The organism is Chloracidobacterium sp. (assembly GCA_015075585.1).
In the GTDB taxonomy this organism is placed as follows: domain Bacteria; phylum Acidobacteriota; class Blastocatellia; order Pyrinomonadales; family Pyrinomonadaceae; genus OLB17.
In genome coordinates this window covers 466,379-490,899 of sequence record JABTUB010000002.1, presented here as the reverse complement: position 1 = coordinate 490,899, position 24,521 = coordinate 466,379, and the positions used below count along the sequence as shown (strand labels likewise).

The 24,521-nt window shown below is 54.7% G+C and carries 25 protein-coding genes, 2 tRNA genes and 1 other RNA gene; 14 read left to right on the top strand and 14 right to left on the bottom strand.

Translation table 11 applies throughout. From position 1 onward, the window contains the following. Nucleotides 1-76 precede the first annotated feature (76 nt). Genes HS105_11215 through HS105_11200 form a run of 4 tightly spaced genes read left to right on the top strand, consistent with a single transcriptional unit; the run spans nucleotide 77 to nucleotide 4,260 of the window. Nucleotides 77-1,372 carry a putative DNA binding domain-containing protein gene (locus tag HS105_11215; GenBank protein MBE7517157.1) on the top strand — a complete coding sequence of 432 codons (1,296 nt, stop codon included), beginning with the start codon at nucleotides 77-79 and terminating at the stop codon, nucleotides 1,370-1,372. Next, nucleotides 1,369-2,646, top strand: a complete 1,278-nt coding sequence (locus HS105_11210) for a hypothetical protein (GenBank protein ID MBE7517156.1) — start codon at nucleotides 1,369-1,371, stop codon at nucleotides 2,644-2,646. The genes HS105_11215 and HS105_11210 overlap by 4 nt, the downstream gene beginning before the upstream one ends. 15 nt (nucleotides 2,647-2,661) lie before the next feature. Then, nucleotides 2,662-3,936, top strand: a complete 1,275-nt coding sequence (locus tag HS105_11205) for an MFS transporter (GenBank protein ID MBE7517155.1) — start codon at nucleotides 2,662-2,664, stop codon at nucleotides 3,934-3,936. Between the two features lie 18 nt (nucleotides 3,937-3,954). Continuing rightward, nucleotides 3,955-4,260, top strand: a complete 306-nt coding sequence (locus HS105_11200; GenBank protein MBE7517154.1) for a DUF2695 domain-containing protein — start codon at nucleotides 3,955-3,957, stop codon at nucleotides 4,258-4,260. Here the strand turns inward: HS105_11200 and uvrA are convergent. The 6 genes from uvrA to HS105_11170 all read right to left on the bottom strand — a co-directional run bounded on the left by uvrA (nucleotide 4,257) and on the right by HS105_11170 (nucleotide 10,761). After that, nucleotides 4,257-7,121, bottom strand: coding sequence for an excinuclease ABC subunit UvrA (gene uvrA / locus HS105_11195; protein ID MBE7517153.1), 2,865 nt, complete (start codon nucleotides 7,119-7,121; stop codon nucleotides 4,257-4,259). The two genes, HS105_11200 and uvrA, sit on opposite strands and share 4 nt — an antisense overlap. Nucleotides 7,122-7,200: 79 nt before the next feature. After that, the gene (locus tag HS105_11190; protein ID MBE7517152.1) at nucleotides 7,201-7,464 is read right to left on the bottom strand and encodes a hypothetical protein; all 264 of its coding nucleotides are present in this window, start codon (nucleotides 7,462-7,464) and stop codon (nucleotides 7,201-7,203) included. Further along, nucleotides 7,443-8,201 (bottom strand): L,D-transpeptidase family protein, encoded by a 759-nt coding sequence (locus tag HS105_11185; GenBank protein ID MBE7517151.1) that lies wholly within the window; start codon nucleotides 8,199-8,201, stop codon nucleotides 7,443-7,445. Before HS105_11185 ends, HS105_11190 begins: the two co-directional genes overlap by 22 nt. Continuing rightward, nucleotides 8,198-8,986: a M50 family metallopeptidase gene (locus tag HS105_11180; protein MBE7517150.1), complete on the bottom strand. Its 789-nt coding sequence runs from the start codon at nucleotides 8,984-8,986 to the stop codon at nucleotides 8,198-8,200. The genes HS105_11185 and HS105_11180 overlap by 4 nt, the downstream gene beginning before the upstream one ends. A 66-nt stretch (nucleotides 8,987-9,052) precedes the next feature. Beyond that, nucleotides 9,053-9,517, bottom strand: coding sequence for a cyclic pyranopterin monophosphate synthase MoaC (gene moaC, locus HS105_11175; protein MBE7517149.1), 465 nt, complete (start codon nucleotides 9,515-9,517; stop codon nucleotides 9,053-9,055). Between the two features lie 50 nt (nucleotides 9,518-9,567). Then, nucleotides 9,568-10,761: a molybdopterin molybdotransferase MoeA gene (locus HS105_11170; protein ID MBE7517148.1), complete on the bottom strand. Its 1,194-nt coding sequence runs from the start codon at nucleotides 10,759-10,761 to the stop codon at nucleotides 9,568-9,570. A gap of 108 nt (nucleotides 10,762-10,869) precedes the next feature. Here HS105_11170 and HS105_11165 point away from each other — a divergent pair, with 108 nt between their 5' ends. Then, nucleotides 10,870-12,075, top strand: coding sequence for an acyl-CoA dehydrogenase family protein (locus tag HS105_11165; protein ID MBE7517147.1), 1,206 nt, complete (start codon nucleotides 10,870-10,872; stop codon nucleotides 12,073-12,075). A 100-nt stretch (nucleotides 12,076-12,175) separates the two neighbouring features. On the opposite strand, the gene HS105_11160 is transcribed toward HS105_11165, so the two are convergent. The 7 genes from HS105_11160 to tadA all read right to left on the bottom strand — a co-directional run bounded on the left by HS105_11160 (nucleotide 12,176) and on the right by tadA (nucleotide 14,987). Further along, nucleotides 12,176-12,622: a DUF1810 domain-containing protein gene (locus HS105_11160; protein ID MBE7517146.1), complete on the bottom strand. Its 447-nt coding sequence runs from the start codon at nucleotides 12,620-12,622 to the stop codon at nucleotides 12,176-12,178. 87 nt (nucleotides 12,623-12,709) lie between these two features. After that, nucleotides 12,710-13,171: a hypothetical protein gene (locus HS105_11155; GenBank protein MBE7517145.1), complete on the bottom strand. Its 462-nt coding sequence runs from the start codon at nucleotides 13,169-13,171 to the stop codon at nucleotides 12,710-12,712. Between the two features lie 133 nt (nucleotides 13,172-13,304). After that, nucleotides 13,305-13,403, bottom strand: an RNA gene (gene ffs, locus HS105_11150) — signal recognition particle sRNA small type. Between the two features lie 8 nt (nucleotides 13,404-13,411). Continuing rightward, nucleotides 13,412-13,501 (bottom strand) — tRNA-Ser (locus tag HS105_11145). Between the two features lie 43 nt (nucleotides 13,502-13,544). Further along, the gene (gene aqpZ / locus HS105_11140) at nucleotides 13,545-14,318 is read right to left on the bottom strand and encodes an aquaporin Z (GenBank protein ID MBE7517144.1); all 774 of its coding nucleotides are present in this window, start codon (nucleotides 14,316-14,318) and stop codon (nucleotides 13,545-13,547) included. Nucleotides 14,319-14,372: 54 nt separating this feature from the next. After that, nucleotides 14,373-14,462: transfer RNA gene (locus HS105_11135), tRNA-Ser, on the bottom strand. A gap of 45 nt (nucleotides 14,463-14,507) precedes the next feature. Further along, nucleotides 14,508-14,987 (bottom strand): tRNA adenosine(34) deaminase TadA, encoded by a 480-nt coding sequence (gene tadA, locus HS105_11130; protein ID MBE7517143.1) that lies wholly within the window; start codon nucleotides 14,985-14,987, stop codon nucleotides 14,508-14,510. Between the two features lie 121 nt (nucleotides 14,988-15,108). Here tadA and HS105_11125 point away from each other — a divergent pair, with 121 nt between their 5' ends. The 4 genes from HS105_11125 to HS105_11110 all read left to right on the top strand — a co-directional run bounded on the left by HS105_11125 (nucleotide 15,109) and on the right by HS105_11110 (nucleotide 18,338). Further along, nucleotides 15,109-16,044, top strand: a complete 936-nt coding sequence (locus HS105_11125) for a DUF2270 domain-containing protein (GenBank protein ID MBE7517142.1) — start codon at nucleotides 15,109-15,111, stop codon at nucleotides 16,042-16,044. Nucleotides 16,045-16,343: 299 nt separating this feature from the next. Next, nucleotides 16,344-16,610 carry a zf-TFIIB domain-containing protein gene (locus HS105_11120; GenBank protein ID MBE7517141.1) on the top strand — a complete coding sequence of 89 codons (267 nt, stop codon included), beginning with the start codon at nucleotides 16,344-16,346 and terminating at the stop codon, nucleotides 16,608-16,610. Between the two features lie 5 nt (nucleotides 16,611-16,615). Further along, nucleotides 16,616-17,494, top strand: coding sequence for an esterase family protein (locus HS105_11115; protein ID MBE7517140.1), 879 nt, complete (start codon nucleotides 16,616-16,618; stop codon nucleotides 17,492-17,494). A gap of 79 nt (nucleotides 17,495-17,573) precedes the next feature. Further along, nucleotides 17,574-18,338, top strand: a complete 765-nt coding sequence (locus HS105_11110; protein ID MBE7517139.1) for an inositol monophosphatase — start codon at nucleotides 17,574-17,576, stop codon at nucleotides 18,336-18,338. A gap of 1 nt (nucleotide 18,339) precedes the next feature. Here the strand turns inward: HS105_11110 and HS105_11105 are convergent, their stop codons facing one another. Further along, nucleotides 18,340-20,214, bottom strand: coding sequence for a VCBS repeat-containing protein (locus tag HS105_11105; protein ID MBE7517138.1), 1,875 nt, complete (start codon nucleotides 20,212-20,214; stop codon nucleotides 18,340-18,342). 126 nt (nucleotides 20,215-20,340) lie between these two features. Here HS105_11105 and HS105_11100 point away from each other — a divergent pair, with 126 nt between their 5' ends. From HS105_11100 to HS105_11080, 5 genes are read left to right on the top strand one after another with little or no spacing between them, the layout of a single operon-like run. Continuing rightward, the gene (locus HS105_11100) at nucleotides 20,341-21,213 is read left to right on the top strand and encodes an acetyl-CoA carboxylase carboxyltransferase subunit beta (protein ID MBE7517137.1); all 873 of its coding nucleotides are present in this window, start codon (nucleotides 20,341-20,343) and stop codon (nucleotides 21,211-21,213) included. 6 nt (nucleotides 21,214-21,219) lie between these two features. Further along, nucleotides 21,220-21,660 carry a DinB family protein gene (locus HS105_11095; GenBank protein ID MBE7517136.1) on the top strand — a complete coding sequence of 147 codons (441 nt, stop codon included), beginning with the start codon at nucleotides 21,220-21,222 and terminating at the stop codon, nucleotides 21,658-21,660. After that, on the top strand, nucleotides 21,657-22,973 hold the full coding sequence (locus tag HS105_11090; GenBank protein MBE7517135.1) for a bifunctional folylpolyglutamate synthase/dihydrofolate synthase: 1,317 nt from the start codon (nucleotides 21,657-21,659) through the stop codon (nucleotides 22,971-22,973). The genes HS105_11095 and HS105_11090 overlap by 4 nt, the downstream gene beginning before the upstream one ends. A 22-nt stretch (nucleotides 22,974-22,995) precedes the next feature. Then, nucleotides 22,996-23,736, top strand: coding sequence for a 2,3-diphosphoglycerate-dependent phosphoglycerate mutase (gpmA, locus tag HS105_11085; protein ID MBE7517134.1), 741 nt, complete (start codon nucleotides 22,996-22,998; stop codon nucleotides 23,734-23,736). Between the two features lie 14 nt (nucleotides 23,737-23,750). After that, entirely contained in the window at nucleotides 23,751-24,452 is a 702-nt protein-coding gene (locus tag HS105_11080) for a DUF4197 domain-containing protein (GenBank protein MBE7517133.1), read from the top strand. Nucleotides 24,453-24,521: the final 69 nt, after the last annotated feature.

Sequence of the window (24,521 nt, the reverse complement as noted above, 5' to 3'; positions counted from 1 at the left end):
GAGCTTGCGGTTTACATTTGCGGCCTTGAATGTTTCAATCTAACTGGTCGAACTTTTCCGAAAATCACCCGATGCTATGGCACGTCGAAGATTTCGCCACACTCCGCGGGCAGCTTCCCCGGAGGATATATCATTTCAGGAATATCTGGTCAATCAACCTGCGCAGCAGACCACGCGGACCGAGCTTCTGCGGCTGATTCGCGGCGGCGAAGACACCTACCTTGAGCTCAAAGTAAAACTTTCGAACAGTGAGCGTATAGCTCAGGGCATTGTGGCGCTTGCGAATACTGACGGCGGAACGATCGTTTTCGGCGTGAACGATCAGCTTCGGATCGAGGGCGTCAGCAATCCTGAATGGGTGCAGCAGGAGCTGGCACGCATCTGTCGCGACGAGATCGTGCCGCCGCTTGTGCCGATGATCGACACGGTCGCTTTCGACAGCGGCAAGCGCATCGTGGCATTGGATGTTGACGGCAGAAGGCGGCCGTATCGTACGCGCGACGGACGCTTTTACCTTAGGATCGGAGCCGAAAAACGCGAGATAAGCCGCGATGAGCTAAGCGGCTGGCTTGATGAGGTGAGACCGCTCGGCTTTGAGAATATTCCGCTGCAAACCGTTACGGAAGACGACTTTGATGACGCTTTGCTGTGGTCGTTCGCCAATGCGTTCGATGACGGAGCTTCGCATCTGAACCTCTACAATACCGCGGATCTCTTGCGGAAAGACCTTCTGCTTGCGGTCGGAAATGCAGATGAGTTCTTCCCGACCGTTGCCGCGGTACTGCTTTTCGGAAAGAATGAGCGTGTCGCGGAACTGCTGCCGCGATCGAATTTGACGGTCGCTCGATTTTCGGGCGAAGGCTCCGCCGCGCAGCTGATCGAAGCAGCTGAGATAAAGGGGAATATGCTTTCGCAGTTCGAAGCGGTGACGGCGTTCCTCGGCCGGTACATCGATCTCAACAAACAGCAGCCTAAGCGGAAACTAATGCTGGTCGGCGATGATATCGCAAAGCCGCGCGGCCGCTATCATCACTACGCGGTAGTCGAGGCAGTGATCAATGCACTTATCCACCGCGACCTAGGGCTGCGCGACATTCGAACGAGGATCAATATTTACGACAACGCTGTCGAATTTATCAACCCGAGGCGTACGGCGGGATTTTCGCCGCCCGCGAACCGCGCGATACGCTACGGCATTACACAAAGGCTCAATCCGCAGATCGCAGCGATCTTTACACGCCGCGAATACGGCATAAATGCCCCGCACGGCGGCCTGCCGATGATACTGCGTCAGTCGCATCTTTTCTCCGGCCGCAAGCCCGAGATCTATATCGCGAATGACGAGTTCAAGTTGAAGATATGGGCCGCATGAGCGATATAGCTGCTGCCGCAAGCGAGCATTCGAAAGAGCGGCCGCCACGACGTTTTACGAGGTCGCAGACCGTTTGGCTGTCGCTGCTTGCGGGCGCCGTGTACTTCTTTTCGAACCCTAAGCCGCAGTCCTACTACGATTACACATTTCGGGTTGCCGCGAACTTTCTGAGCGGAAGCATCGGCTTTGCCGGAAAGCCGCCGTCATGGCTCAATGAATTCGTTCCGTTCGAGGGCAGTTATTACTCGGTCTTTCCGCTCGGTTCGGTCTTGTCAATGCTGCCCGCAGCACTGCTCAAAAGTATCGGCGTCATTGATGAAATGCCGGCACGATGGATCGCGGCGCTGCTTGCCGGGGCCGGCTGTTTTTTCCTTCTCAAGATCGCTGAAAGGTATGACATATCGGCCGCGAAACAGCTCCTGATGACGTTCGGCATCCTGTTCGGCACATTTCTGTGGGTGAATTTGTCGTTCGCGGGAGCATGGCAGCTTGCCCTTGCCTTTGCAATGGTCGGCGAACTCGGTGCGATCTACTTTACGGTATTCGACAGGCGGCCGGCGCTTGCCGGCGTGTTCTTTGCGATAGCTTTCGGAAACCGCACGGAGAACCTGCTGACCGCTCCGGTATTTCTTTATTTGATGTATCGTGACGGACCGGTGAGTAACGAAGTGGCTGAGATCGCAACGATTCCCGGCATGGCGGGAGCGAAACAGCGGTTATCGCGGCTTGCGTATTTCTGCATCGTCCCTTTTATTCTGGGCGTGCTTACACTCGGCTATAACTATTTGCGGTTTCATTCAATTACAGACTTCGGCTATGCGCGCATTCCCGGTGTGCTGAATGAACCGTGGTACGATCACGGGATCTTTTCGACAGCATATATTCCGCGGCAGGCTTGGGAAATGCTCCTTAAGATGTGGCACCTGCGCGATCAATGGCCGTATCTGCTTCCTGACAGATTCAGTTCATCGATCTTACTCAGCAGCCCGTTCTTTTTTTTGCTGCTACGAATACGCTCGGAGGATATTGCTCTCAAAATTGCTTCGTGGGCAGCAGTATTGATACTCACATTTCTTTTATGGATACACGGAAACTCCGGAGGCTGGCAGTTCGGCTATCGCTACGCAACTGTGCTTTTGCCGTGGGCATTTCTTCTGATGCTTGATTCGGCGCCGAAAAAGATAACTATAACCGAGGCGGTACTCTATACCGTCTCCTTTGTTGCGAACGCTTATGCTTTGTGGCTCTTTAATTGGACGGAGTATATGAAATGACCGTGACCCGTCATAATGCTGCTTGATATTTCTCCATTAAGGGTGTCGCGCGACTACCGCGTTCTCTTTTTCGGTCAACTCGTCTCATTCTTCGGGTCGATGATGACATTCATCATCATTCCGTGGCAGATGTACCAGCTTACCGGATCGAATGCGATGGTCGGCTATATCGCATTGGCTGAGTTCGTGCCGATGGTGGTGCTGAGCTTTGTCGGCGGGGCGATGGCGGATTATTTCGATCGGCGGCTGATGCTGCGTCTCACTGAGGCCGGGCAGACGCTGCTTACGGCTCTTTTGGTTGTCAATGCCTTCCTTGATGAACCGCATATCTGGCTGCTCTTTATTGTCGTAGCCTTCCACGCGGGCCTTGCGGCTCTCCAGCGGCCCGCTTACGAGTCTTATATTCAGGCGGTCGTTCCGGCCGAGATGATGGTTGCCGTACAGGCCCTCAACTCGATCAGGTTCAACATCGGGATGATACTCGGGCCGGCGATCGGCGGCATCATTGCGGCGAAGTTCGCTGCCGTGGACGCTTATATGATCGATCTCGCAACGTTCGCCGCGTCCCTTATTGCGGTGATGCTACTGAAGTATCTGCCGCGCAACCCGAATGCCGACAAGCCGAGCGTCCGCAGCGTTATCACGTCACTAAAATATGCTGTGAGTCGTCAGGAACTTCTCGGGACATATTTCATTGACATCGCCGCGATGTTCTTTTCGTTCCCGCAGGCATTGTATCCGGCGTTGGCGAGCAACTACGGCAATGAGACCGTAGGCCTCTTTCCCGGAGCTCTTGCGGCCGGTGCCCTCATCGCAAGCCTGACCTCAGGCTGGACGCGCAAGATCACACGCCACGGCGTTTGGGTGATAATCGCGGCGATCTTTTGGGGCGTGGGCATTCTTGCCTTCGGTGCGGCAGACAGCATCTACACGGCATTGTTATTTCTGGCGGCCGCAGGATTTTCGGATATGATATCGGGCATCTTTCGCGGTGCGATCTGGAATCAGACGATCCCGAATTTTATGCGCGGGCGTATGGCGAGTATCGAGATGATAAGCTACCTGACAGGGCCGATGCTCGGCAGTGCGAAGATGGGCGTCGTAGCCGAATACACGAGCGTACGGTTCGCATTGGTGAGCGGCGGCATAGCGTGCGTCGTCGCGGTTGCGGCAACGGCACTATTCCTGCCGAAATTCTTCTCATACGATGGCCGTGACGGCATTCGCCAACGCGAGATCGAAGAAGCCCGACGCTCCGAAGCATCACGCCTCAGCGAATCAGAGTTCTAGTTACGATATAATCGCCCTATGCCCATTATCAGGAAACACGAGATAGAGAACCTCGAACAAATGACAGTCGATGAACTCCGCGAGTTCCTCGAAAGGCTGCCCGAATCGCAGATGACGATCAGCAAGATGCTGGATTTTATCGAAGATGAGCTTTTTGACAGCGAGTGTAATCACAGCCTGCAGTATGCGATGCGGTTCATGATGGATAACCGCCTCGATTTTCCGCGGCTTACGACGTGGCTGAACGGCAACGGCGGCTATTGTGATTGTAAGGTGATGGAGCAGATCGCACCGCCGTGGCGTTCCAAGTTCGGCGATGATTAGCCCAGAACTTCTTTAAGGAACCGTCCCGTGATAGATCGCTCGTTCGCGGCTATCTGCTCAGGCGTGCCCACGGCGACGACCTCGCCGCCGCCAACGCCGCCTTCGGGGCCGAGGTCGATGACGTGATCGGCAGTTTTGATGACATCGAGGTTGTGCTCGATCACGACGAGGCTGCCGCCGGCGTCAATAAGGGCACGGAATGCGAGCAGCAGTTTGCTGATATCGTCGAAATGCAGGCCCGTTGTCGGTTCGTCAAAGATGAATAGTGTTTTTGACGACGATCGTTGTGCAAGATGCGAGGCGAGCTTGACGCGCTGAGCCTCACCGCCGGAAAGGGTCGTTGCCGATTGGCCGAGACGCAGATAGCCGAGACCGACCGCATCGAGCACTTTTAAGCGGGATACGAGCTTCGGCACATCTTTGAAGTGAAGCAACGCCTCGCGGATGGTCAATTGCAGCACCTCGTCAATGTTCTTTCCCTTGTAGCGTACATCCAATATCTCGCTCTTGAACCGCTTGCCGCGGCAATCTTCGCAGGTCAGCTCGACATCGGCGAGGAACTGCATTTCGATAGTAACGGTGCCGGAGCCCTGGCACGTTTCGCAGCGGCCGCCCGGCACGTTGAACGAAAAGTGTGATGCGTTCAAGCCTTTTGCCTTTGCGGATGCGGTCGCGGCAAAGAGTTCGCGGATCGTATCGTAAGCCTTGATATACGTTACAGGGTTCGAACGCGGAGTGCGGCCTATCGGCGATTGATCGACGAGTATGACGTCGTCGATCTTGTCGCTGCCCTTGATCTCTTTGAAGAAACCGACGGGCGCGTTCCATTCACCGCGTTTTTTCTTCAGCCCGGCATAAAGCACATCGTGAACAAGCGTCGATTTGCCGCTGCCGGAAACTCCGGTGATGCATACAAGCATACCGAGCGGTATCTTGACCGAAATGTTCTTTAGATTGTGTTCGCGAGCGTCTATGATCTCGATCCGATCCTTTGTAGGCTTGCGCCGCTGCGTAGGCACGCGGATGACAGCATCCCCGCGAAGATACTTTGCGGTCAGCGATGTTCGGTCCTCCAGAAGGCTCGGAAAACTGCCCTCAAAAACAAGCTCGCCGCCTGCCTCGCCCGCATTTACGCCTATATCTATGATGTTATCGGCGACACGCATCATCTCCTGATCGTGTTCGACGACGACGACCGTATTTCCGATGTCACGAAGTCCCTGCAGGATCTCTATAAGCCGAGCATTGTCACGCGGATGAAGCCCTATGCTCGGTTCATCAAGCACATACAGCGTACCGACGAGCAGTGAACCGAGATTTGTCGCAAGCTGTATCCGCTGAGCCTCGCCTCCCGAGAGTGTAGCCGCCAGCCGGCCGAGATCGAGATAATCAAGGCCGACATCTACGAGGAATTTCAGGCGCCTTCTGACCTCAGTAAGCACTTTGTCGGCAATTACGGCACGCTCGCGGTCGAGTTCGAGCGCCTCGAAGAATTCGTGAGCGTCGCGAATTGACATCGCAACGATCTCAGGCAGCGAAAGCATCCCGATCTTTACATCGCGTGCCTCCTGCCGCAGCCTTTGTCCGCCGCAGTCGGGGCAAACGGTGTAGCCGCGATATTTTGCGAGAAAGACCCGAATATGAAGCTTGTATTTCTTTGTTTCAAGCCACTCAAAGAAACCCTTTAGCCCACGCCAGCCTTCATCGCCGTAAACGACGCAGTTCTGCTGATGGTCCGGCAGGTCGGCGAAGGGCTTGTTCATATCGATGCCCGCAGATGCGGCATATCCCGCAAGCTCCTTTTGTGCCCACGCATGCATCGGCCGCGTAAAAGGCTCGACCGCACCCTGCTTAAGCGAAAGCAGCGGATTCGGTATCACAAGGCCGTAGTCAATGCCTATCGTATTGCCAAAACCTTGGCATGTACGGCACGCACCGAAGGGTGAGTTGAAACTAAAGAGATGCGGCTCGGGTTCGTGATACCTTGTACCGTCGTATTTGCAGACAAAACTGTCCGAAAAGCGGAGTACGACCGGCTCGGCATCATCGGACGAAACATATTCGCGTATCACGGCGGAATGAGCCTCGCGAAAGCAGGTTTCGAGCGAATCGACCAGCCGCTCGCGAATATCGTTGCCGGCCTTTAGCCGGTCGATCAACACATGAACGCCGTCAAGGCTTTCGTAAGGAAAATCCTCAGGCCTTGTGAGTTCTATTACTTCTCCGCTGCGGTAAAGCCTCGAAAACCCTTGCTGAAGAAGCGAGATCAGAAATGCTGTCGTGCCGAGCGGCTTCGCATTTGCCGAAACCCTTCCCGCGCGGCGCGTGCCGGCCGCATTTTGTCCATGTTCCGGCTCATCTGGCGAACCGCTTCGGATCGGAAAAAGCACATAGAAACGCGTTCCCGGTACGAGTGTTGCAAGCGTTTCCTCGGCCGCCGATTCGGGTGAATCTTTCTTTACCTCTCGGCCGCAGTTGCTGCAGAAGGTTTGTCCCGCACGGGCAAACAGCAGGCGAAGATAATCATAGATCTCGGTCTGCGTGGCAACGGTCGAACGCGGATTTTTTGTCGAATTCTTTTGCCTGATCGCGATGGCCGGTGCGATGTTCGTTACCTCATCCACATCGGGCTTATCCATCCGTTCGAGGAACTGCCGCGCGTATGCCGACAGCGATTCGACATAGCGGCGCTGCCCTTCCGCATAAAGCGTGTCAAAGACGAACGATGATTTTCCTGAGCCTGAAACGCCTGTAACGACCGTCAGCCTGTTTATCGGGAGCGACGCGCTGATATTCTTCAGGTTATGAGTACGGGCTCCTTTGACCTCTATTGCCTGCTCTTTCTTCTTCCGCGCCTGCATAGACAGCATTTTGCCCATAAGGGCAAAGATACAGTTTATCAGAGCGTCCGATCAGATGCGAAGGGAAAGCGAGTTGCCGCTACCAGCGCGTGTCGTATGCCGTGAGATTGTCGTGCCAAGTATCATCACACTCAAAGGGAAGTATGCAGAGCGGGCCCTCGCGCTCGATAGGTGTCGATGCGCTGCGCCGAAGCCGATAGGTGTATCCGGTCGGCGAACAAACGCTGATGATGACGTCCTCCTCGGTGCGGCGCGCCACGGACGCGAAACGCCAGTCAGTCCGCGAACGAACCAAAAGACGCGATCCGATCACAAGCGAATCTAAAGTTTCGGCAGTTCCCACGCCTTTTGTTTCGTTTTGTAGTCGGCTTCGGTGAGCTGTACGAGGTACGGGTTCTTTGAACGCACGATCCAGCCGAGAATGCGTTCGACGTTGCGGCGTTCCATTGCGGTGCAGCCTTCCGTCGCAGTGTTCTGATCCTTCCAAACGTGCAGGAATATGCATGAGCCGCTGCCTTTTTCGACCGGAAACGAATTAAAACCGACAAAGACCCCTAACGCATAAGGCTCACCGACGGCGAGCATCTTCTCGGAGCTTTTCCAGTCGAAGACGCCGACCTTCATCCTATCGACGATCCTGTTATAGAATTGCGAACGCGGATCATCAACACACTCGGTATATTCGCCGAGCTTTGAATACGGCATTTCAACGGCGACTGGTTTGACGCCGGTGCCGAATGCCTCGGTTAGAGGAAAAAGCCCGGCGGGCGAGCGGCCGTCGCCCTCTGCCTTGACCGTTGTAAAGTCTTTCGCCGTAACGCCTTTTGCGAGAGCAAGTCCGTTCTTTCCTAAGACAACAGCGAATTTGTCACTTGCGGGCTTCCATTTCGACCTCGTGTCCTCACGGTTGAACAGCCGAGCAGTTCCGATGCTGGAATTCCAGTCCCTTGCGGTAACGACAACCAGTTGCAGCGAGTCGGCGAACGGAGGATATGACGCCAAAGGTTCAACCGTTTTGGTTTGGCCGTAGAATACAGCGGCGGATAAAAGCAATAAGAGAAGGATATTGATCGGCCTCATAATTTGTCTTCAAAAACAGTGTCTGTTCCTTTTTTACCCGTGGCGGCGTAAAGCCGTATGCCGAGGGCAATTATAACCAATGAGATCGCGACCCATAAAACTACCCATATAACTGCCGGGATGCCGGTCGCTGCGGCCATATTGGCGGCGTCGGTGCCGCGGTCGGTCGTTGTCGAGATGACGAACAGATCGCGAAGGCTGAAAAATGCGTTGAGCAAACACTGCACCGACAGGAATGCCAAGGCGAAATGTGCCCAGCGGATCGGAGCCCAACGAGCGATCGCAAACAGAGCGGCAGTAATGGCAAGGCCCGCAAACACAGTAAATGCAACACTTCCGAGTGTAACGTTGTCGAAAAAGTTCCAGAAAGGCAGGAGCAGTCCGAATGAAATGGTCATAAGCCCGATAAGTGCTCCTGAGAAATAGAGCGGCGTTCGCGGCGAACGGCCGAACCGTATCCATACGAGCAATGCCGTACCGTAAGCCGTCGCTCCTACATAGCCTGCACTTGAGATCAGAAGCCCCGAAAGGCCGCTGCCGCTTGACCATACGGCGCCGCTCGTATCCGGCGACACGGTCAGGCTCGAAACGGAATTTCCCGTCAAGAGAGCGACAAGCGCGTGGCTCGCCTCGTGTATGAACGTCGCAAATAGCTGCAGCGGATAGTAAATGTATGCCGCCGTCGGTATGAACCATGCAACGACCCAAAGCCCAACGCTTATAAGTGTTGCCGCGGCCAAGAGCATCACCTGCGGCTTCGCGTCCTCAGCGATCGTGTAACTCATATATCGTGCCTCCTGCTCACTGTACCAAGTACGCTCACTTAGCGGCGGTTGTTCAAAAGCTCGGCCTCAAACACCGTGGTCCCGCTTGCCGCCCGTCTTCAAAACAAGCTTTATGTCAGCAATTACAATATCTTTCTGAACAGCTTTACACATGTCGTAGATCGTAAGTGCGGCAACGGAAACGGCTGTCAGAGCTTCCATTTCGACACCGGTCTTTGCGTCGGTTATTGCTTCTGCAGTGAGTTCGACGCCGTCCGAAACCATCTCCGCCGTCAGGTTGACCTTCGACAAATTGATCTGATGGCATAGCGGGATCAATTCTGACGTGCGTTTTGCGGCCATAATGCCCGCGATCCGGGCGATCTCGAGCGGGTCGCCCTTCGGCGTTTTATTAGCATTGATCGCCTCGATAGTAGAAGCAGAAAGGATGACCTTGCCTGAGGCGACGGCTCTGCGCTGCGTTACCGCCTTTGCCGAAACATCGACCATCTCGACCCGTCCGTCATCGGCGTAATGTGAAAGCTCACTCATTGTTTGACTCCTGAGGCCTTCTGCCTCAAATGCTCCGATAGATCGCTACCCTAAACAAAAACGATCCTTGCTGCCTCGCCCGCCTCGATAACTGAATCGGCAGGTGCGAATATCAACGCCTCGGCAGCAGAATATCCGACAAGATCAGATGAACCCGAAGTGCGCAGCGGCGTCGCGATCAGTGTGCCCTTCTCATCAGTTGAAAGCCGCGCGTTAACAAAGGTGTCGCGTCCGACGGCCGCCTTTACACGCTTTGCGGCGACCGCCGTTGCCCATTCCAAACCGCTTGAGCGGACACCCTGCATACGCAGCAACGCCGGCCGGACAAAAAGCTGATATGTAACGGTCGCCGATACCGGATTGCCGGGCAATGCGAAGATCAGCATCTTGCCAAGCCGTGCAAATATCATCGGCTTGCCGGGCTTGAGCCTAAGTTTTTCAAAAAAAACTTCGGCGCCAAGCTCATGCAGAGCCACCTTTGTAAGGTCGTATTTTCCGACCGAGACGCCGCCCGTCGTCAGCAGTACGTCCTTTTTGCGCGATGCGGCCTTTATCTGCTGCTTTATCGATGCGAGGTCGTCGCCGGCCTTTGCCAGCAGTTCGCACTCGGCACCTGCGGCCTCGGCAAGTGCCTTGAGCATTACGGAATTTGAGTTGCGTATCTGATCGGGCTTCGGCTTTGTTGCGATCTCGACGATCTCGTCGCCTGTCGAAAGTATCGCCACGCGCGGCCTGCGGCCTACGAGTACCTTTGCATAGCCAAAGGCAGCGGCCGCCGAGATGTTGTTCGGCGTGATCCGGTCGCCGATACGCAGCACACGGCGTCCCTTGCGTACCTCTGAGCCTTTCGGGACTATTGACGTTCGCTTCGCCACAGCCTCCTTGATCGTAACTGTACCGCCGGATTCGCTTGTACGCTCAACACGCTGCACAGCATCAGCGCCCTTCGGAACGCGTGCTCCGGTCATAATGCGAACGGATTCGCCGCGACGGACGCGCCCATCCCAGCCGTGGCCTGCGGAAGATTCGCCAATGATCCTCAATTCAGCCGGTGCATTTGCCGTATCGCTTGCTATGACGGCATAGCCGTCCATCTGCGAACGGTTGAATGGCGGCAGGTCGGTGTCCGCGATAACATCCTCAGCAAGGATACGCCCGACCGCGTCAAATATCGCGATGCGTTCTGCCGGGCCGGCGCCTGTTTGCCGCCTGATGATGCGTTCGGCGGAGGAAATGCTGATCATAAGGTGAACTGAAAGCAGGACATCGCTCCGAACAAGTGGTAAAATGCCTGTTTGTACTTACTTTTAAGATTTTAGCATATTCAAATTTTGGAGAGGGAAACAGCATCCGTGATCGAACTAGAACTTTCGGAAGAACAACTTGCACTTCAACAAACGGTCCGCGAATTTTGTGCGGGCGAGGTCGAACCGTATATCAAAGAATGGGACGAAAAGGCCCATTACGAGCCGAAAGTCTTTCAGACGATGAAAGAACTCGGCCTTATGGGCGTCTGCATTCCTGAGCAATACGGCGGTGCAGGCTTTGATTATGTCTCACTCGGCCTTGTATGCGAAGAGCTTGAAGCTTGCGACACATTCCTTCGCGTCGCGATGAGCGTACACGTCGGGCTTAACAGCCTGACCCTTTATTCCTGGGGCACCGAGGAGCAGAAACAGAAATATCTCGTTCCGCAGGCAAAAGGCGAGAAACTTGCCACCTTCGGCCTGACGGAACCCAACGCGGGCAGCGACGTCATCGGGATGCGTTCGACCGCTCGCCGCGACGGCGACGATTGGATCCTGAACGGCGAAAAAATGTGGATCTCACTCGCAGATCTCGCGGATAACTTCCTTTTCTTCTGCTGGACGGATCCCGAAAAGCAAAAGGTGCGCGACCACAGCGGACTTTCGTGCTTCATCGTCGAACGCACGATGCCGGGCTTTTCGAGCGGCACGATCCACGGCAAACTCGGCATTCGTGCCGGTAACACGGGCTTCTTCTCGCTGCAGGACGTCCGCGTGCCGCAGGCGAATATGCTCGGCAAGGAAGGCGAGGGCTTCAAGATCGCGATGTTCGCCCTTGAGAACGGGCGATATACCGTTGCAAGCGGCGCAACGGGCGTTATTCGCGCATGCCGCGATGCGTCGATCGCCTATGCGAACACTCGCGAGGTTCAGGGCCAAACGATCGCTCATTTTCAACTCGTCAAGCAAAAGATCGCCAATATGGAAGCCGATTACGAAATGTCGCACCTCCTTTGGCTAAAATGCGGCTATCTGAAGAATGCCGGCAAGCCCTCAGGAAAGGCCGCCTCGATGGCGAAATGGCAGGCGACCACGCGGAGCGAAAAGGCAGCTTCGATGGCGATCGAAGTCCACGGCGCGAATGGATACACGAACGATTATCCCGTCGAGCGTTATCTGCGGAACTGCAAGGCCGCGGTGATCTATGAAGGAACCCGCGACATACACACGCTGATGCAGGCAGATTGGGCCCTCGGCCTCAAGAAAGAGAAGCAGGCTCGCGTTACGCTGCCGCCGTACAAAGCCTCGTAGTTCAAAGTGCAGCAGAAAAGGGCGTTGCCGGCGGTTAAGTTTCGGTACTTTCCGGCAATGCCCTTTATTTGCGCGTTAAATTTTGCCTATTGGTTCGCTCCTACGCCGAGTCCGTGTGCTGCTGTTCCAACAACTCGACAGTACGTTCATCCTCCCGCCCGGCAAAGAACTTTTTGAGGACCTTTCTGAATATCCGTTCGTCAGCCTCATCAACATGATCGAACAAGGTCATACTTGACCTGAGCTTGAGATCATCCGGACTCCCGAAGATGGCGTTCGGATCCGAATTGTCCGACTTTAAGAGTTCACTGCATATCGACCTTAGCCTTACTCCAAGGATCGGGTGTTCTAAGTACGATCGTGCCTCATCTATGCTGTTTATCGCGAACCGTCTCGACATCTCGCTGTAGCCGAGCCCTCTGAATTGGGGAAAGATGAACCACATCCAATGAGAACGCTTGCGGCCCGATCTAATTTCAGCAAAAGCTTGCTCAAAAGTGCCCGCTTGGGCAGTCAGAAATCTGCTTAGATCATGTTGTTCGGGCATTGGCTTGTCGTAAGCGGCAGGACCGTGCCAGCCGGTGCCGCCTATTGATCGCTATTGTACATTAAAGAGCGGAAAGGCTGTTCATAATCATCGCGAAGCCCAATCCCAGATCCCGTACTGTACCTCTTTCTCGACGGGATGCCCTGATTGCTTTAGACACAGTAATATCTGACCTCGGTGATGGCTCTCGTGAGAGATCAAGTATCCGAGAAAAGCAGCCGGATGAGGCTTAAATCCTTTGATCTTTCCTTTTTCAAAGCCGACCTGCAAAAGCATGGTTATCGCCTTGCCGCTTGCTTTCAATTCAGCCTCAAGCCGTTCTTTCGTAATATCTGCTTTCTCGATCTTATTTGATCCATTTAGGAGTTCAGGTGCGGCGGCCTTTAGCCACATCATTCTTACATTATGAATATGTGCGAAATGTTCGCCCACACTTCGCCCCTTCGAGGCAGCGATATCTGAAAGAAATGCTTCTTGGATGTTGGCCAAGAGGAAAAGATCAATTCGGTTGTGGATCTCCCAAGTCTCTATGATCTGTATTCCGTTCATCGGTCCATTAGTACGAACTATTGTTCTTACGATGTGTTATCGGTCCGAGCGTGATCGAATGCCTGTACGCTTATCAAAAATCAGGAAACCTCAACCCTATACCGCTCTTGATACAACAATCGGCAAAAAATGGCGGCCTCAGACTTAGCCGCAACACACGTTTGATATCGCTACCGTTGCTCGATTCCTCGCCTAGCGGGTTTCACGATCAAATGTTGTGCGGGGCCTGAGGCCATATGCTGGCGGAAAGGGTGGGATTCGAACCCACGGAACCCGTTAAGGCTCACAGCATTTCCAATGCTGCCAATTCAACCACTCTTGCACCTTTCCGCAAAGGTCGGCGCGCCATGCGGCACGCCGGAGTTTCAAGTATCTATTTCTTCTTGCCGCCGGTTTCGACGATCTCTTGGACCACGACGCGTTCCTCGATCACGACATCGCCGGAAGGTTCACTGCCGAGCCACGGAAAGAAATATCCCGCAAGCAGCCCGCCAAGCAACGGCGCCAGCCAGAACAGCCACAGCTGTTTGAGGGCCCACGGGTCGGAATAGATCGCAAGGATCAGGGCGGGGCCTGTACTTCGCGCCGGGTTAACCGACGTGTTCGTTACCGGTATCATCACCAAATGGATTAGCGTAAGCGAAAGGCCTATCGCTAGTCCCGCAAAGCCCGACGGCGAGTTCCTATGCGTGGTCCCCAGTATCACGACGAGGAAAAAGAACGTCATCACAACTTCACCGGCAAAAGCGGCGATTATCTCGTACTTCTGCGGTGAATGTTCGCCAAAGCCGTTCGCCGCAAAGCCGCCGATGGCAAACCCCGGCTTATTGCTTGCAATCAGGAACAGAATGCCCGCCGCTGCGATGGCGCCCAAAAGCTGTGCTATCCAATACGGCAGAACGTCGCGGCCGGGGATGCGTTTAGCGGCCCACAGGCCCGCTGTTACGGCCGGATTAAAGTGTCCTCCCGATATATGTCCGAGGGCGTAAACTCCGGTGAGTACCGTCAATCCGAACGCAAGTGCAACACCGGCATAACCGATGCCGACATTTGGTATCGACGCTGCAAGTACCGCACTGCCGCAGCCTCCAAGAACAAGCCACAGCGTTCCTAGAAATTCGGCCGAAAGTCGTTTGCTGAGTGCCATGGTCATTCCTCCGATCTTGAAAGTGTTTGGTTAGCCGAACGTGCTATGAAAGCGTGGCGGAGAGGGTGGGATTCGAACCCACGGTACCCGCAAAGGTACAACAATTTTCGAGACTGCCCGATTCAACCACTCTCGCACCTCTCCGCGAATGGACAATTCTACCGATTTGGCCCCACAGAGGCAAGCGCATTATTCGCCTGCCGATGGTATTCTTCGTCGCTTGCGAAAGAAATCCTGCATCAGCGCACGGCATTCATCAGCAAGAACACCTTCGGTTATCTCCATACGATGGTTGAGTTTATCACCGTCACAGATGCCGAAATGAGTGCGCGCCGCGCCAAAGCGTTCGTCTGCGGCACCAAAAACCAAACGCGCCACTCGTGCGTTCACAAGCGCTCCGGCACACATTGCACACGGCTCAATGGTCGAATATACGGTCGTCCCGAGCAGTCTATAATTATTGACACAAAGGGCTGCAGCCCGCAGCGCAAGTATCTCAGCATGTGCGGTAGGGTCGGTTTGCATTATGGTACGATTCGATGCAGCGGAAAGCATATTGCCGTCGCCATCCACAATAACGGCGCCGACCGGCACCTCGCCTTGCGCTTCAGCCTCGCGGGCAAGACGGATCGCAAGCCGCATCCACTTCTCATCTGTCTCGATCACCATAGCTGCAGCACGGGCTATCTTAGCATGCGAGCCGAAATTTCTTGCATCTGACGCCTCAAAGTGTTAAACCAATGCTGGTAAAGGCTTTTGCCCCCCGAACGTGCCGCCGGCACGCCGCAATATGAACGACGAAGTTCGCATAAGGCCACAACTTGTCGAAGAGGACGTTCACATAACGAATGTGCCGGCAGGTTTTCGCACCCTCGCCGATGAGGTCAATAAGCGAGCCCAAAAGCAGAAGGTTACGCCGCAGGCCATCGCTCAGAGGCTTGCACCGGCTGAGTTCAATACGGCGATCGTCCATTTTTATCGCGGAGAGGTCCAACGCTCAAATGTTTGGCGCAACCGTCTTGATGCGACGACCAATTGGGCAGTGATCACAGCCGGTGCGACCCTTTCGTTCGTCTTTAGTTCGCCCGACAATCCGCACTTTGCCATACCGATAAATACTCTGCTCGTCTCGATCTTCCTTTTTATGGAGGCCAGACGTTATCGCTATTACGAGGTATGGGCAAATCGTGTGCGCGTGCTTGAGACCGGATATTTTGCCCCGATGCTTTCGCAGCAGACAGCGGCGCCCGACAAGGAATGGGCCGAACATATCTCCGCCGACCTGATCTCACCTCACTTTACGATCAGCCTTTGGGAGGCTCTCGGACGACGGCTGCGCTCGAATTATCTGTGGATATTCATCCTTCTGGGCCTGGCGTGGATGCTCAAGGTCTATATCCACCCGTCGCCTATACCTACAACGACCGATGCTGACCGAAAGCTCTTCTGGGATATAGTGTTTCGCCGCGCGGCCGTCGGGCCGGCTCCCGGCTGGCTGGTCGTGACGGTCGGTGTTCTCTTCAACGCCCTTGTCATATTCGTCGCTTTCAGCACGTCTAAACTTCGCGATGCGTCGAGCGAGATGCTCCCGCTTGAAAGCTTCGATTGGCATCCGCTCAAACAGGTGTCAGATTGGGCAGAGAGCAATCTGAAAAGAAGGAATACGATCCGCCGTTCAAAAAAGACACGGCAGCGTGTTCGCTCCGTACATCGAACGGATGATTAAGGCCGTTTGACGCCGATAAGACCGCGGGCCACTGAACAGCTAGGAGGCACCGGCAGCTATTGCCTGCCCGATGTAATTTGGCAGAAGCGCTAAAGACCGTTGAAATGAAAAATAAAATATTGATCGGCTTAGGCGTTGTGTTAGCCGTTTTCGCCATTTACAATTTCAGTTTGGATATAAACAGCAAAGGCCACTACTTCGTCAACGGAATTATTTGCGGAGTCGGGTTGAGCATGATCGCAGTTCAGCTTTTGAAGCTTAGAAAGTCGTAAGGCTAAGAGGCATGAGGCAATATCTATATGTCGGTTGACCTAACAATTCGCGGCGATGCTGCGCAAATGCAGTGCGGCGACGCACATTCACCCGCGGCGGCTACGGCATCCGGTACCGCTACAGCAACATTCAAATGTCCGAAGTGCGGCGGCTCGCTGGTCGAAACTGACTTTCAAAATGTCAAGATCGATGTCTGCGACGGATGTTCGGGCGTGTGGTTCGACGCCGGCGAGTTCATTCATGTAACGAGTGACGAGGTCGATCCGGATTGGTTCGGCAGACTCTTCAGGTGATAGAGATGAGAGCAAAACGACTGATAATTGCCGCCGTTCTCTGCTTCGTGTGCATTGGTTCAGCGGCCGCGCAAGGAGGCTCGAAAGGCGACGGCGATTCGCGTACTGCGGCAGTCCGCGAGGAAAAGCTCACGAGCAAATTGATGGCGCGTGAAATGCCTTATCGTGCCGTTCTTCCTGTCGGTTACGAGAAGAATAAGAAAATGCGTTATGCGGTCGTCTATTTGCTCCACGGCCTGATGGGGCAATATTCGAATTGGACCGACAAAACCCGGATCAGCGCGTACGCCGCAAAACACAACTTCATCATCATTACTCCCGAGGGCGGTAGCGGCTGGTACAGTGACTCGGTTACCATGCCTGACGACAGGTACGAGAGTTATATCATCAGGGAACTCATTCCTGAGATCGATAAGAAATTCCGTACGGTTGCCGACCGCGAACATCGCGTGATCGGCGGGCTTTCGATGGGCGGCTACGGCGCTTTGAAGTTCGCGCTCAAATATCCCGACAAATTCGTGCTCGCCGGCAGTTTCAGCGGTGCACTCGGTGCACCGTCATTCACTACCAAGAATGCCGGCACGATCGGGAAGACGGTCGATGAGGTTTTTGGCCCCGCAGACAGCGCCGCGCGGCGCGAGAATGATATTTTCCGGTCAATAAATGAGATGTCGCCCGAAAAGGTGAAAGATCTTCCGTTCCTTTATGTGGCGTGCGGTACACAGGACTTCCTGCTTCAAAGCAATCGCGACTTTATGAAGGCGATGTTCGACAAGAAGGCCCGGTACGAATACCGCGAGCGGCCGGGCGGCCATGATTGGGAGTTTTGGGATGATCAAGTACGCGAGTTCCTGATGGTCGCTGAGCGCAGCATCAAGAACTGAGCATTTCGGTACACGATCTAGTTAAAACAGCATCCGTATTTCAAGTTGAACGCTGCTTGGCTATAAACTTGGATAAGAGATGTTGAATTTTGCAATTGAAACTGCTCGTGATGCCGGCCGCCTGCTGCTGGAAAAATTCGGCCGAAAGATCCAAATTTCAAAGAAGGGCGATATAAACCTCGTTACCGAGGCTGATCTTGCCAGCGAGGCTTTGATCGTTGAGAGGATACGGTCGTACTATCCGAAACATTCGATCCTCGCCGAAGAGAGCGGCGAAGCCGCCGTTTCAGGCGGCGACGAAATATGGAAATGGATAATCGACCCGCTCGACGGCACGACGAACTTTGCACACGGATATCCGTGTTTCTGCGTTACGATCGCGCTTGAACATAATGGCGAGGTTGTCATCGGTGTTACGTTCGACCCTACACGCGATGAGCTTTTTGCGGCGGAGCGAGGTAAAGGCGCAACGCTCAACGGAAAGCCGATCAGGGTCTCTGACACGGAACGCCTGAAGGATGCATTGATCGTTACCGGCTTTCCCTATGATATAAAGCACCGTACCGACTTTGCACGGCACCTGACCGAGATGCTGCTCGCGTCGCGCGGAGTTCGGCGCGACGGGAGTGCCGCGATCGATATGGCCTATGTTGCTTGCGGACGCTTTGACGGTTTCTGGGAAGAGGGCTTGAATCCGTGGGATGTCGCCGCCGGCGTCCTGCTTATTGAAGAGGCCGGCGGGCAGATCAGCTATTACAACGGTTCGCGCTTCAGCATTTACAAGCCGCCGATAGCCGCATCGAACGGCCTGCTTCACTCGCAGATGCTTGAACTGCTTCAATAGCCTACGGAATGAACGCCGCAGGTATGGCGGCCGGATCGCCGGGGCCGAAGGCGGTCGAGCTGAATCCTGCGGTCGAGCCGAGGATGTACCACATCTTCGTCGAAGGACGGAAAACCGCGATGTCCGAGCGTCCGTCGCCGTCGTAATCGCCAACCACGGGTACGTCACCCGGAACTCCCCATGACGATCCGTAGTAAACCCACCCGTTCGTCAGAAGTATGTAAAAATCAGGCTGAGCGGGATCGGCAGTTCCGCGAAAGACCGCCACATCTGAGCGTCCGTCACCGTCGTAGTCAGCGATTACGGGCTTGTCGGTGGCGATCCCGAAAGGAAACGCGAGGTATGAACTCGTTGAACTCTGCCAGAAATGCCACGTACCGTCGCTGGGGCGGTAAACAGCAAGGTCGCCGAAGCCGTCGCCGTCAATATCCGCAATTTGCGGAATATCGCCGTTCATACCGAACTGTTGGGCGTAGAACTGAGACCCTAGACTGCGCAGTTCGTACCATATTCCGCTCGAAGGCCGAAAGACCGCAAGATCGGCACGCCCGTCGCCGTCGAAATCGTTCGGTATGGGAACGTCCCCTGTGCTCCCGAATTGAGTAGCCGAAACCGTCGATGAAAAGCTGCTCAATATCCACCAAGTGCCGTCGCGAAAGACGGCAATGTCGGTCTTATTATCGCCGTCATAGTCGGCAGGTGCGATCTTATCCGTTGTCAACCCGAATGGTTGGCCGCCCTGCGAACTGCCGCTGAAAAGGATGTCCCAATTGGCCGAAGCCGTGTCGAATGTTGAGATGTCGGTCTTGCCGTCGCCGTCAAAGTCGAACGGTGCGTGAGCAACGCGTGTGATCGCAGCATCGTTGCCGTCGCCCCCATGATAAGTGATGCGAAAAGCCGTATTGAGAGGGCCTGCGAACACCGCTCCTTCCGGCATGTTGAGGAATGTGCCGCTGATCGGGTCGGTTCCGTCATTTTTCAAAATAACCAAAGTATCACCGATCGCCGGCCGGAAGTTAGCCCAAGGTATGGGTACTAGGACAGCGTTGTTCAATGCGACCGACCCCGTTACGTTCAACTGGTCGTGGCCGTTCGCACCGGGCGACGTGCCGCCGATCTTACAGGCGTAACCGCCGTTCGCGGTGAAAGTAAGACCGCCCGAGATGTTCAGAACGCCGGTCGGCGAGGTCAATGTGCCTGCACTTATGGCTCCCTGAGTAACCGTTGTCGCACCGACAGTTCCGGTGCCGCCAAAGCCGCTCAATGCAACGCTGCTCGGTACTGTTTGGCTGTTCACGTTCACGGTGCTGTTCGGTATGTTCGCGTCCACTACAAAAACGCCGTCATTGACGGTTATAGGCCCGCTAAATCCCGCCGATGCGATGATCGCTCCGGCTCCGGCACCGTTCTTTGTTATGGCGCCCGAACCCGAAAGCAGGCCGATCCCTACAAGACCGGCACCGTCGATCGTCAGCGCATTGCTGCCTGCGGAAAGAACAGCGATCGTTGCCGTGCCTCCGCCATCGGCAAGGAATGTCTGCGGCGCGCTGAGCGTGATAGCGATATTGAATGCCTGCGTACCGCCGTTGACGGTTATGCCGTTCGAGAGCCGTATAAGATTGCCGCTGAATGTATATGCTCCGCCTTCGACCGTTATTGAGCGGTAAAGCGTCAAGAGCATTGTGTTGTTATTATTCGCCTGTTGAGGTGCATTTGCCGGGAAAACAAGGTCGTCGCTCGCCGCCGGAGCTCCGGAAGGGCTCCAGTTCGCCGCGGTCGCCCAATTCGCATCTGCGCCTGCCCCTGTCCATGTTTTTACGGCGCCGAACGCACTACAGCTAAAGAAAAGAATGATCGCCAATGAAAGTATCCGCATATCTCAACCTCGACGATAAGGAATATAGCATGAAATTACCCGAGTTCGGTCGGTTCATCGCAATAAGTATTGAACACCTTTCTGCTTTTGCAGCCTGATGCGGTGTGCTAACCTATCTCTTATTTTATGGCGTGGTTTCGAAGGGATAAGCCGAAGATCGAAAGCTCGACGGATGACGGAGAACAAACTGTCAAAACCGAAGGCATTTTTGTGAAATGCCTCGAGTGCGACACGGCACTTTATAAGCGTGACCTGTCAGGATCATCTGAAGTGTGCACGAATTGCGGCTATCATTTTCGTTATCCTGCAGAGTCGCGTTTGAAGGATCTCTTTGACGACGCGAGGTTTGAGAAGCTCGATGAGGACATAACATCGGGCGACCCTCTTGGATTCGTTGATTCGAAGCCTTATTACGAGCGTATCGATTCGGCGCGTGCATCCTCGGGCCTGCCCGAGGCGATCATCTGCGGCAAAGGGTTGGTGGGCGGCCATCTTGTTTACGCCGGAGCGATGGATATGTCGTTCATTGGCGGATCGATGGGATCAGCGGTCGGCGAGAAGATAACAAGGCTGATCGAATATGCCATCGAAACGCGCGGTGCGGTCGTGATCTTTTCCGCATCGGGCGGCGCCCGCATGCAGGAAGGCACACTGAGCCTTATGCAGATGGGCAAGATATCAGCAGCTCTCGCACGGCTGCATCAGGAGCGTTTGCCGTTCATCTCAGTGCTGACCGATCCGACTACGGGCGGCGTTACGGCTAGTTTTGCAATGCTCGGCGACGTCATCCTCGCCGAACCAAAGGCACTGATAGGATTTGCCGGCCCGCGAGTTATCGAACAGACGATCCGGCAAAAATTGCCGAAGGGATTTCAACGGAGCGAATTTTTGCTCGAACACGGCATGGTCGATATGGTCGTGGATCGGCGCGAGATGAAGGCAACGATCGTTCGAGTGCTCGATTTTATGATGAATCCTGCGGTCAAAGGAGCAAATTAAGCCGCGATGCTTCAACAAATACTGACTGAGATATACGAACGCGACCTCGGCAAACTCAAGGCTGAGATCGAGTCGTTCCCCGATGATCAAAGTCTGTGGGAGCGCCCCGGGAACGTGCCGAACTCAGCGGGAAATCTGTGTTTGCACTTATGCGGCAATTTGCAGCATTTTTTCGGTGCCGTGCTGGATCATTCGGGATATGTGCGCGACCGTGAAAGTGAATTTTCACGATCCGATGTCCCGCGCCGAGAGTTGCTTGATGAGATCGACGCCGCGCGCAGATCAGTTACCGCCGCACTTTCCAAGTTGACCGACGAGGATCTGGCAGCGGATTACCCGATCGAGGTCTTTGGTACGCCGATGTCGACAGGCTGGTTCGCTACCCATCTCGCGACACACCTAAGTTGGCACCTCGGGCAGATATATTATCTGCGGCGGCTCAAATGAATTTCGCCGAGTCGCAGCAGTACCTGCTTTCGCTGGGTAACGAGGTCGCGGCAATGAAACTCGGCCTCGATAACATCACGAAACTCCTCAAGGCGCTTGGCGGGCCGCAAAATAGCTATCTCAAAGTACAGGTCGCAGGCACGAACGGCAAAGGTTCCGTTTGTGCGTTCCTCGATTCGATCTGCCGTGAAGCAGGTATAAGAACGGGCCTTTATACGTCACCGCATCTTATCTCGATGACCGAACGCATCAAGATCAATGGTGCGGAGATCGGCGAGGCCGAATTCGCACGCATTGCCGGCCGTGTCCGCAAAACTGCGGAAGAGATGCTGCAAACGGGCGATGTAAGCCATATTCCGACCTTCTTTGAACAAATGACCGCGATCGGCCTTGTCGCGTTTGCCGAAGCCGGCGTCGAGGCAGCGATCCTCGAAACGGGCCTTGGCGGGCGTTTCGATGCGACGACCGCGGCGCGAGCAGAACTTGCCGCGATCACACGGATCGACCTCGATCATCAAGGCTATCTAGGAGACACGCTTGAAAAGATCGCCGCCGAAAAAGGTGCGATCATCCGTCCTGATTCTTTGGCCGTGATCGGCGCTCAACATGCCTCCGTCAAAGCGGTGTTGGACGAGCAATGCCGCCGAGTCGGTGTTATTCCGCAAACGGACTGTCGGGCATCTGTTGGGGCATCTGAGCCTAAACTTAAGAGCCGGTCCGCTGAGTTCACGACGGCTAATGCCGTTTATAAAATAAACGAACTCGGCTTGGCGGGGAAACATCAAGCCGAGAACGCTTGCATAGCCGTAATGGCCGCTGAGCGGCTCCGATACGATCTCGGACTGCCGATCGATGACGATGCGGTCGTGCGTGGATTGGAGAGAGCACGCCATCCGGGCCGCCTCGAATATCAAGGCCGTTTTCTCTTTGACGGTGCTCATAACGCAGGCGGAGCAGAAGCCTTGCGCACATTTCTTGATGAGAATGAGAGGCGGCCCATAACGCTGATATTCGGAGCGATGAGTGACAAGAGCATCGAAGAGATATTGACCTTGCTCGCACCGGCGGCAAGCTCTGTCGTCTTGACCGAAGCGATGAACTCCCGTTCGGCCGCTTACGCGGACCTGCTCGAATATTTGCCGCCGACGCTCTCCAAGGAACGCGTATTTGCGACCGACAATGCCGAAAAGGCCCTGACGATCGCCGCCGAGGTTACGCCGGCCGACGGCATAATGGTGGTTACAGGTTCACTCTACTTGGTAGGAGAAATAAAAAAGCTGTTGAATGAGGCGTTGCCGAATTCAAATTTTTGACGTTTGAATTTAAGATAGTGATATGCACAAACTCGTTCTCATTCGCCATGGCGAGAGCCAATGGAATAAGGAAAATCGCTTTACGGGCTGGAAGGACGTTGACCTCTCAGATAAGGGACGCGAGGAAGCAAAGGCCGCGGGCCGTCTCTTGAGGGCAGAAGGTTTTACATTCGATGAAGCATATACCTCGGTGTTGAAGCGGGCGATCCGCACGCTCTGGAGCGTCCTCGATGAGATGGATCTTATGTGGATACCGCAAACGACATCGTGGCTTCTGAATGAGCGGCATTATGGCGGCCTGCAGGGCCTCGATAAGAGCGAAACGGCGGCAAAATATGGCGAAGATCAAGTAAAGGTATGGCGCCGCAGCTATGATGTCCCGCCGCCGCCGCTTGACGAGTCGGATGAGCGTTATCTGGGCAATGATCCGCGCTATTTGAGTGTTCGGCCTTTTCCCGCGACCGAATGTCTGAAGGATACCGTCGCTCGGGTCGTTCCGTATTGGGAAAATGAGATCGCTCCGAAGGTCAGAGCCGGCCGCCGGTTGATCGTCGCCGCTCACGGCAACAGCCTGCGGGCCCTTGTGAAGCATTTAGACCGTATTTCAGATAACGAGATAGTCGATCTGAACATACCGACCGGCATCCCGCTCGTGTACGAGCTTGATGCTGACCTGAACGTTATTGCGAGCAATTATTTGGGCGATGCTGAGGCGATCAAGGCCGCACAATCGGCGGTTGCGGACCAGGGCAAAGCGAAATGATCGGGCCATTTGCGATGCGGAGAATATTTACACAGGCCGTTGCTGTTTTGATTGCCGTGGTTGTTGCCGTGTCGTTAGCATACGGCCAGCGAAGCCCGAGCGTCTCAGATGCCGACATCGCCGCGGGCCTAAAGCAGTCTCTCGGCAACGGCGTTAATTCGGCGATCAAGACGCTTGGCAAGACCGACGGCTTTCTGAAGAATGCAAGGGTCAGGATCCCGCTGCCGAATAATTTGCAGAAGCTCGAAAAGGGGCTTCGTACCGCCGGCCAAGGCAAAGTGGTAGATGAATTCGTCGTTTCTATGAATCGAGCCGCCGAAAAGGCGGTTCCGGTCGCGGTTGATGTCTTCGTGGCTGCGATAAAGCAGATGAGCTTTGACGATGCACGCCAGATCTTGTTCAGCGGGCAGCCGGATTCGGCGACGCGGTTCTTTCGACGCACAAGCGAAGAGAAGCTGCGTGAGAGGTTTCGCCCGATCGTTGAGGAAATGACGGCGAGTGTCGGCGTTACGAAGAAATATAAGACGATGGTCGGCAAGTATGGTTTTGCGGCAAAACTGCTCGGTGCCGATATGACCGATATTGACGGCTATGTAACGCAAAAGGCCCTGGACGGCCTCTTCCTCTACATCGCCGATGAAGAGGCAAAGATACGGAAAGATCCTCTTAAAAGGTCAACGAGCCTGCTCAAGAAGGTATTCGGCATCTTGCGATAGGCTTTTTCGGGTATCGGCGGCAGCGATACATCGTTGCCGTTCATTTGAGACGTTGGACTTAATATATTC

What these genes read in the sequence shown, in the direction of transcription:
- moaC (MBE7517149.1), bottom strand. Translation starts at nt 9,517, where the DNA reads ATGAGTGAGCTTTCACATTACGCCGATGACGGACGGGTCGAGATGGTC.
- HS105_11100 (MBE7517137.1), top strand. Translation starts at nt 20,341, where the DNA reads ATGGCGTGGTTTCGAAGGGATAAGCCGAAGATCGAAAGCTCGACGGAT.
- HS105_11185 (MBE7517151.1), bottom strand. Translation starts at nt 8,201, where the DNA reads ATGAGGCCGATCAATATCCTTCTCTTATTGCTTTTATCCGCCGCTGTA.
- HS105_11180 (MBE7517150.1), bottom strand. Translation starts at nt 8,986, where the DNA reads ATGAGTTACACGATCGCTGAGGACGCGAAGCCGCAGGTGATGCTCTTG.
- HS105_11090 (MBE7517135.1), top strand. Translation starts at nt 21,657, where the DNA reads ATGAATTTCGCCGAGTCGCAGCAGTACCTGCTTTCGCTGGGTAACGAG.
- HS105_11205 (MBE7517155.1), top strand. Translation starts at nt 2,662, where the DNA reads ATGCTGCTTGATATTTCTCCATTAAGGGTGTCGCGCGACTACCGCGTT.
- HS105_11080 (MBE7517133.1), top strand. Translation starts at nt 23,751, where the DNA reads ATGCGGAGAATATTTACACAGGCCGTTGCTGTTTTGATTGCCGTGGTT.
- HS105_11125 (MBE7517142.1), top strand. Translation starts at nt 15,109, where the DNA reads ATGAACGACGAAGTTCGCATAAGGCCACAACTTGTCGAAGAGGACGTT.
- tadA (MBE7517143.1), bottom strand. Translation starts at nt 14,987, where the DNA reads ATGGTGATCGAGACAGATGAGAAGTGGATGCGGCTTGCGATCCGTCTT.
- HS105_11170 (MBE7517148.1), bottom strand. Translation starts at nt 10,761, where the DNA reads ATGATCAGCATTTCCTCCGCCGAACGCATCATCAGGCGGCAAACAGGC.
- HS105_11115 (MBE7517140.1), top strand. Translation starts at nt 16,616, where the DNA reads ATGAGAGCAAAACGACTGATAATTGCCGCCGTTCTCTGCTTCGTGTGC.
- HS105_11105 (MBE7517138.1), bottom strand. Translation starts at nt 20,214, where the DNA reads ATGCGGATACTTTCATTGGCGATCATTCTTTTCTTTAGCTGTAGTGCG.
- HS105_11210 (MBE7517156.1), top strand. Translation starts at nt 1,369, where the DNA reads ATGAGCGATATAGCTGCTGCCGCAAGCGAGCATTCGAAAGAGCGGCCG.
- HS105_11155 (MBE7517145.1), bottom strand. Translation starts at nt 13,171, where the DNA reads ATGAACGGAATACAGATCATAGAGACTTGGGAGATCCACAACCGAATT.
- HS105_11160 (MBE7517146.1), bottom strand. Translation starts at nt 12,622, where the DNA reads ATGCCCGAACAACATGATCTAAGCAGATTTCTGACTGCCCAAGCGGGC.
- HS105_11120 (MBE7517141.1), top strand. Translation starts at nt 16,344, where the DNA reads ATGTCGGTTGACCTAACAATTCGCGGCGATGCTGCGCAAATGCAGTGC.
- uvrA (MBE7517153.1), bottom strand. Translation starts at nt 7,121, where the DNA reads ATGCAGGCGCGGAAGAAGAAAGAGCAGGCAATAGAGGTCAAAGGAGCC.
- aqpZ (MBE7517144.1), bottom strand. Translation starts at nt 14,318, where the DNA reads ATGGCACTCAGCAAACGACTTTCGGCCGAATTTCTAGGAACGCTGTGG.
- HS105_11200 (MBE7517154.1), top strand. Translation starts at nt 3,955, where the DNA reads ATGCCCATTATCAGGAAACACGAGATAGAGAACCTCGAACAAATGACA.
- HS105_11095 (MBE7517136.1), top strand. Translation starts at nt 21,220, where the DNA reads ATGCTTCAACAAATACTGACTGAGATATACGAACGCGACCTCGGCAAA.
- HS105_11110 (MBE7517139.1), top strand. Translation starts at nt 17,574, where the DNA reads ATGTTGAATTTTGCAATTGAAACTGCTCGTGATGCCGGCCGCCTGCTG.
- gpmA (MBE7517134.1), top strand. Translation starts at nt 22,996, where the DNA reads ATGCACAAACTCGTTCTCATTCGCCATGGCGAGAGCCAATGGAATAAG.
- HS105_11215 (MBE7517157.1), top strand. Translation starts at nt 77, where the DNA reads ATGGCACGTCGAAGATTTCGCCACACTCCGCGGGCAGCTTCCCCGGAG.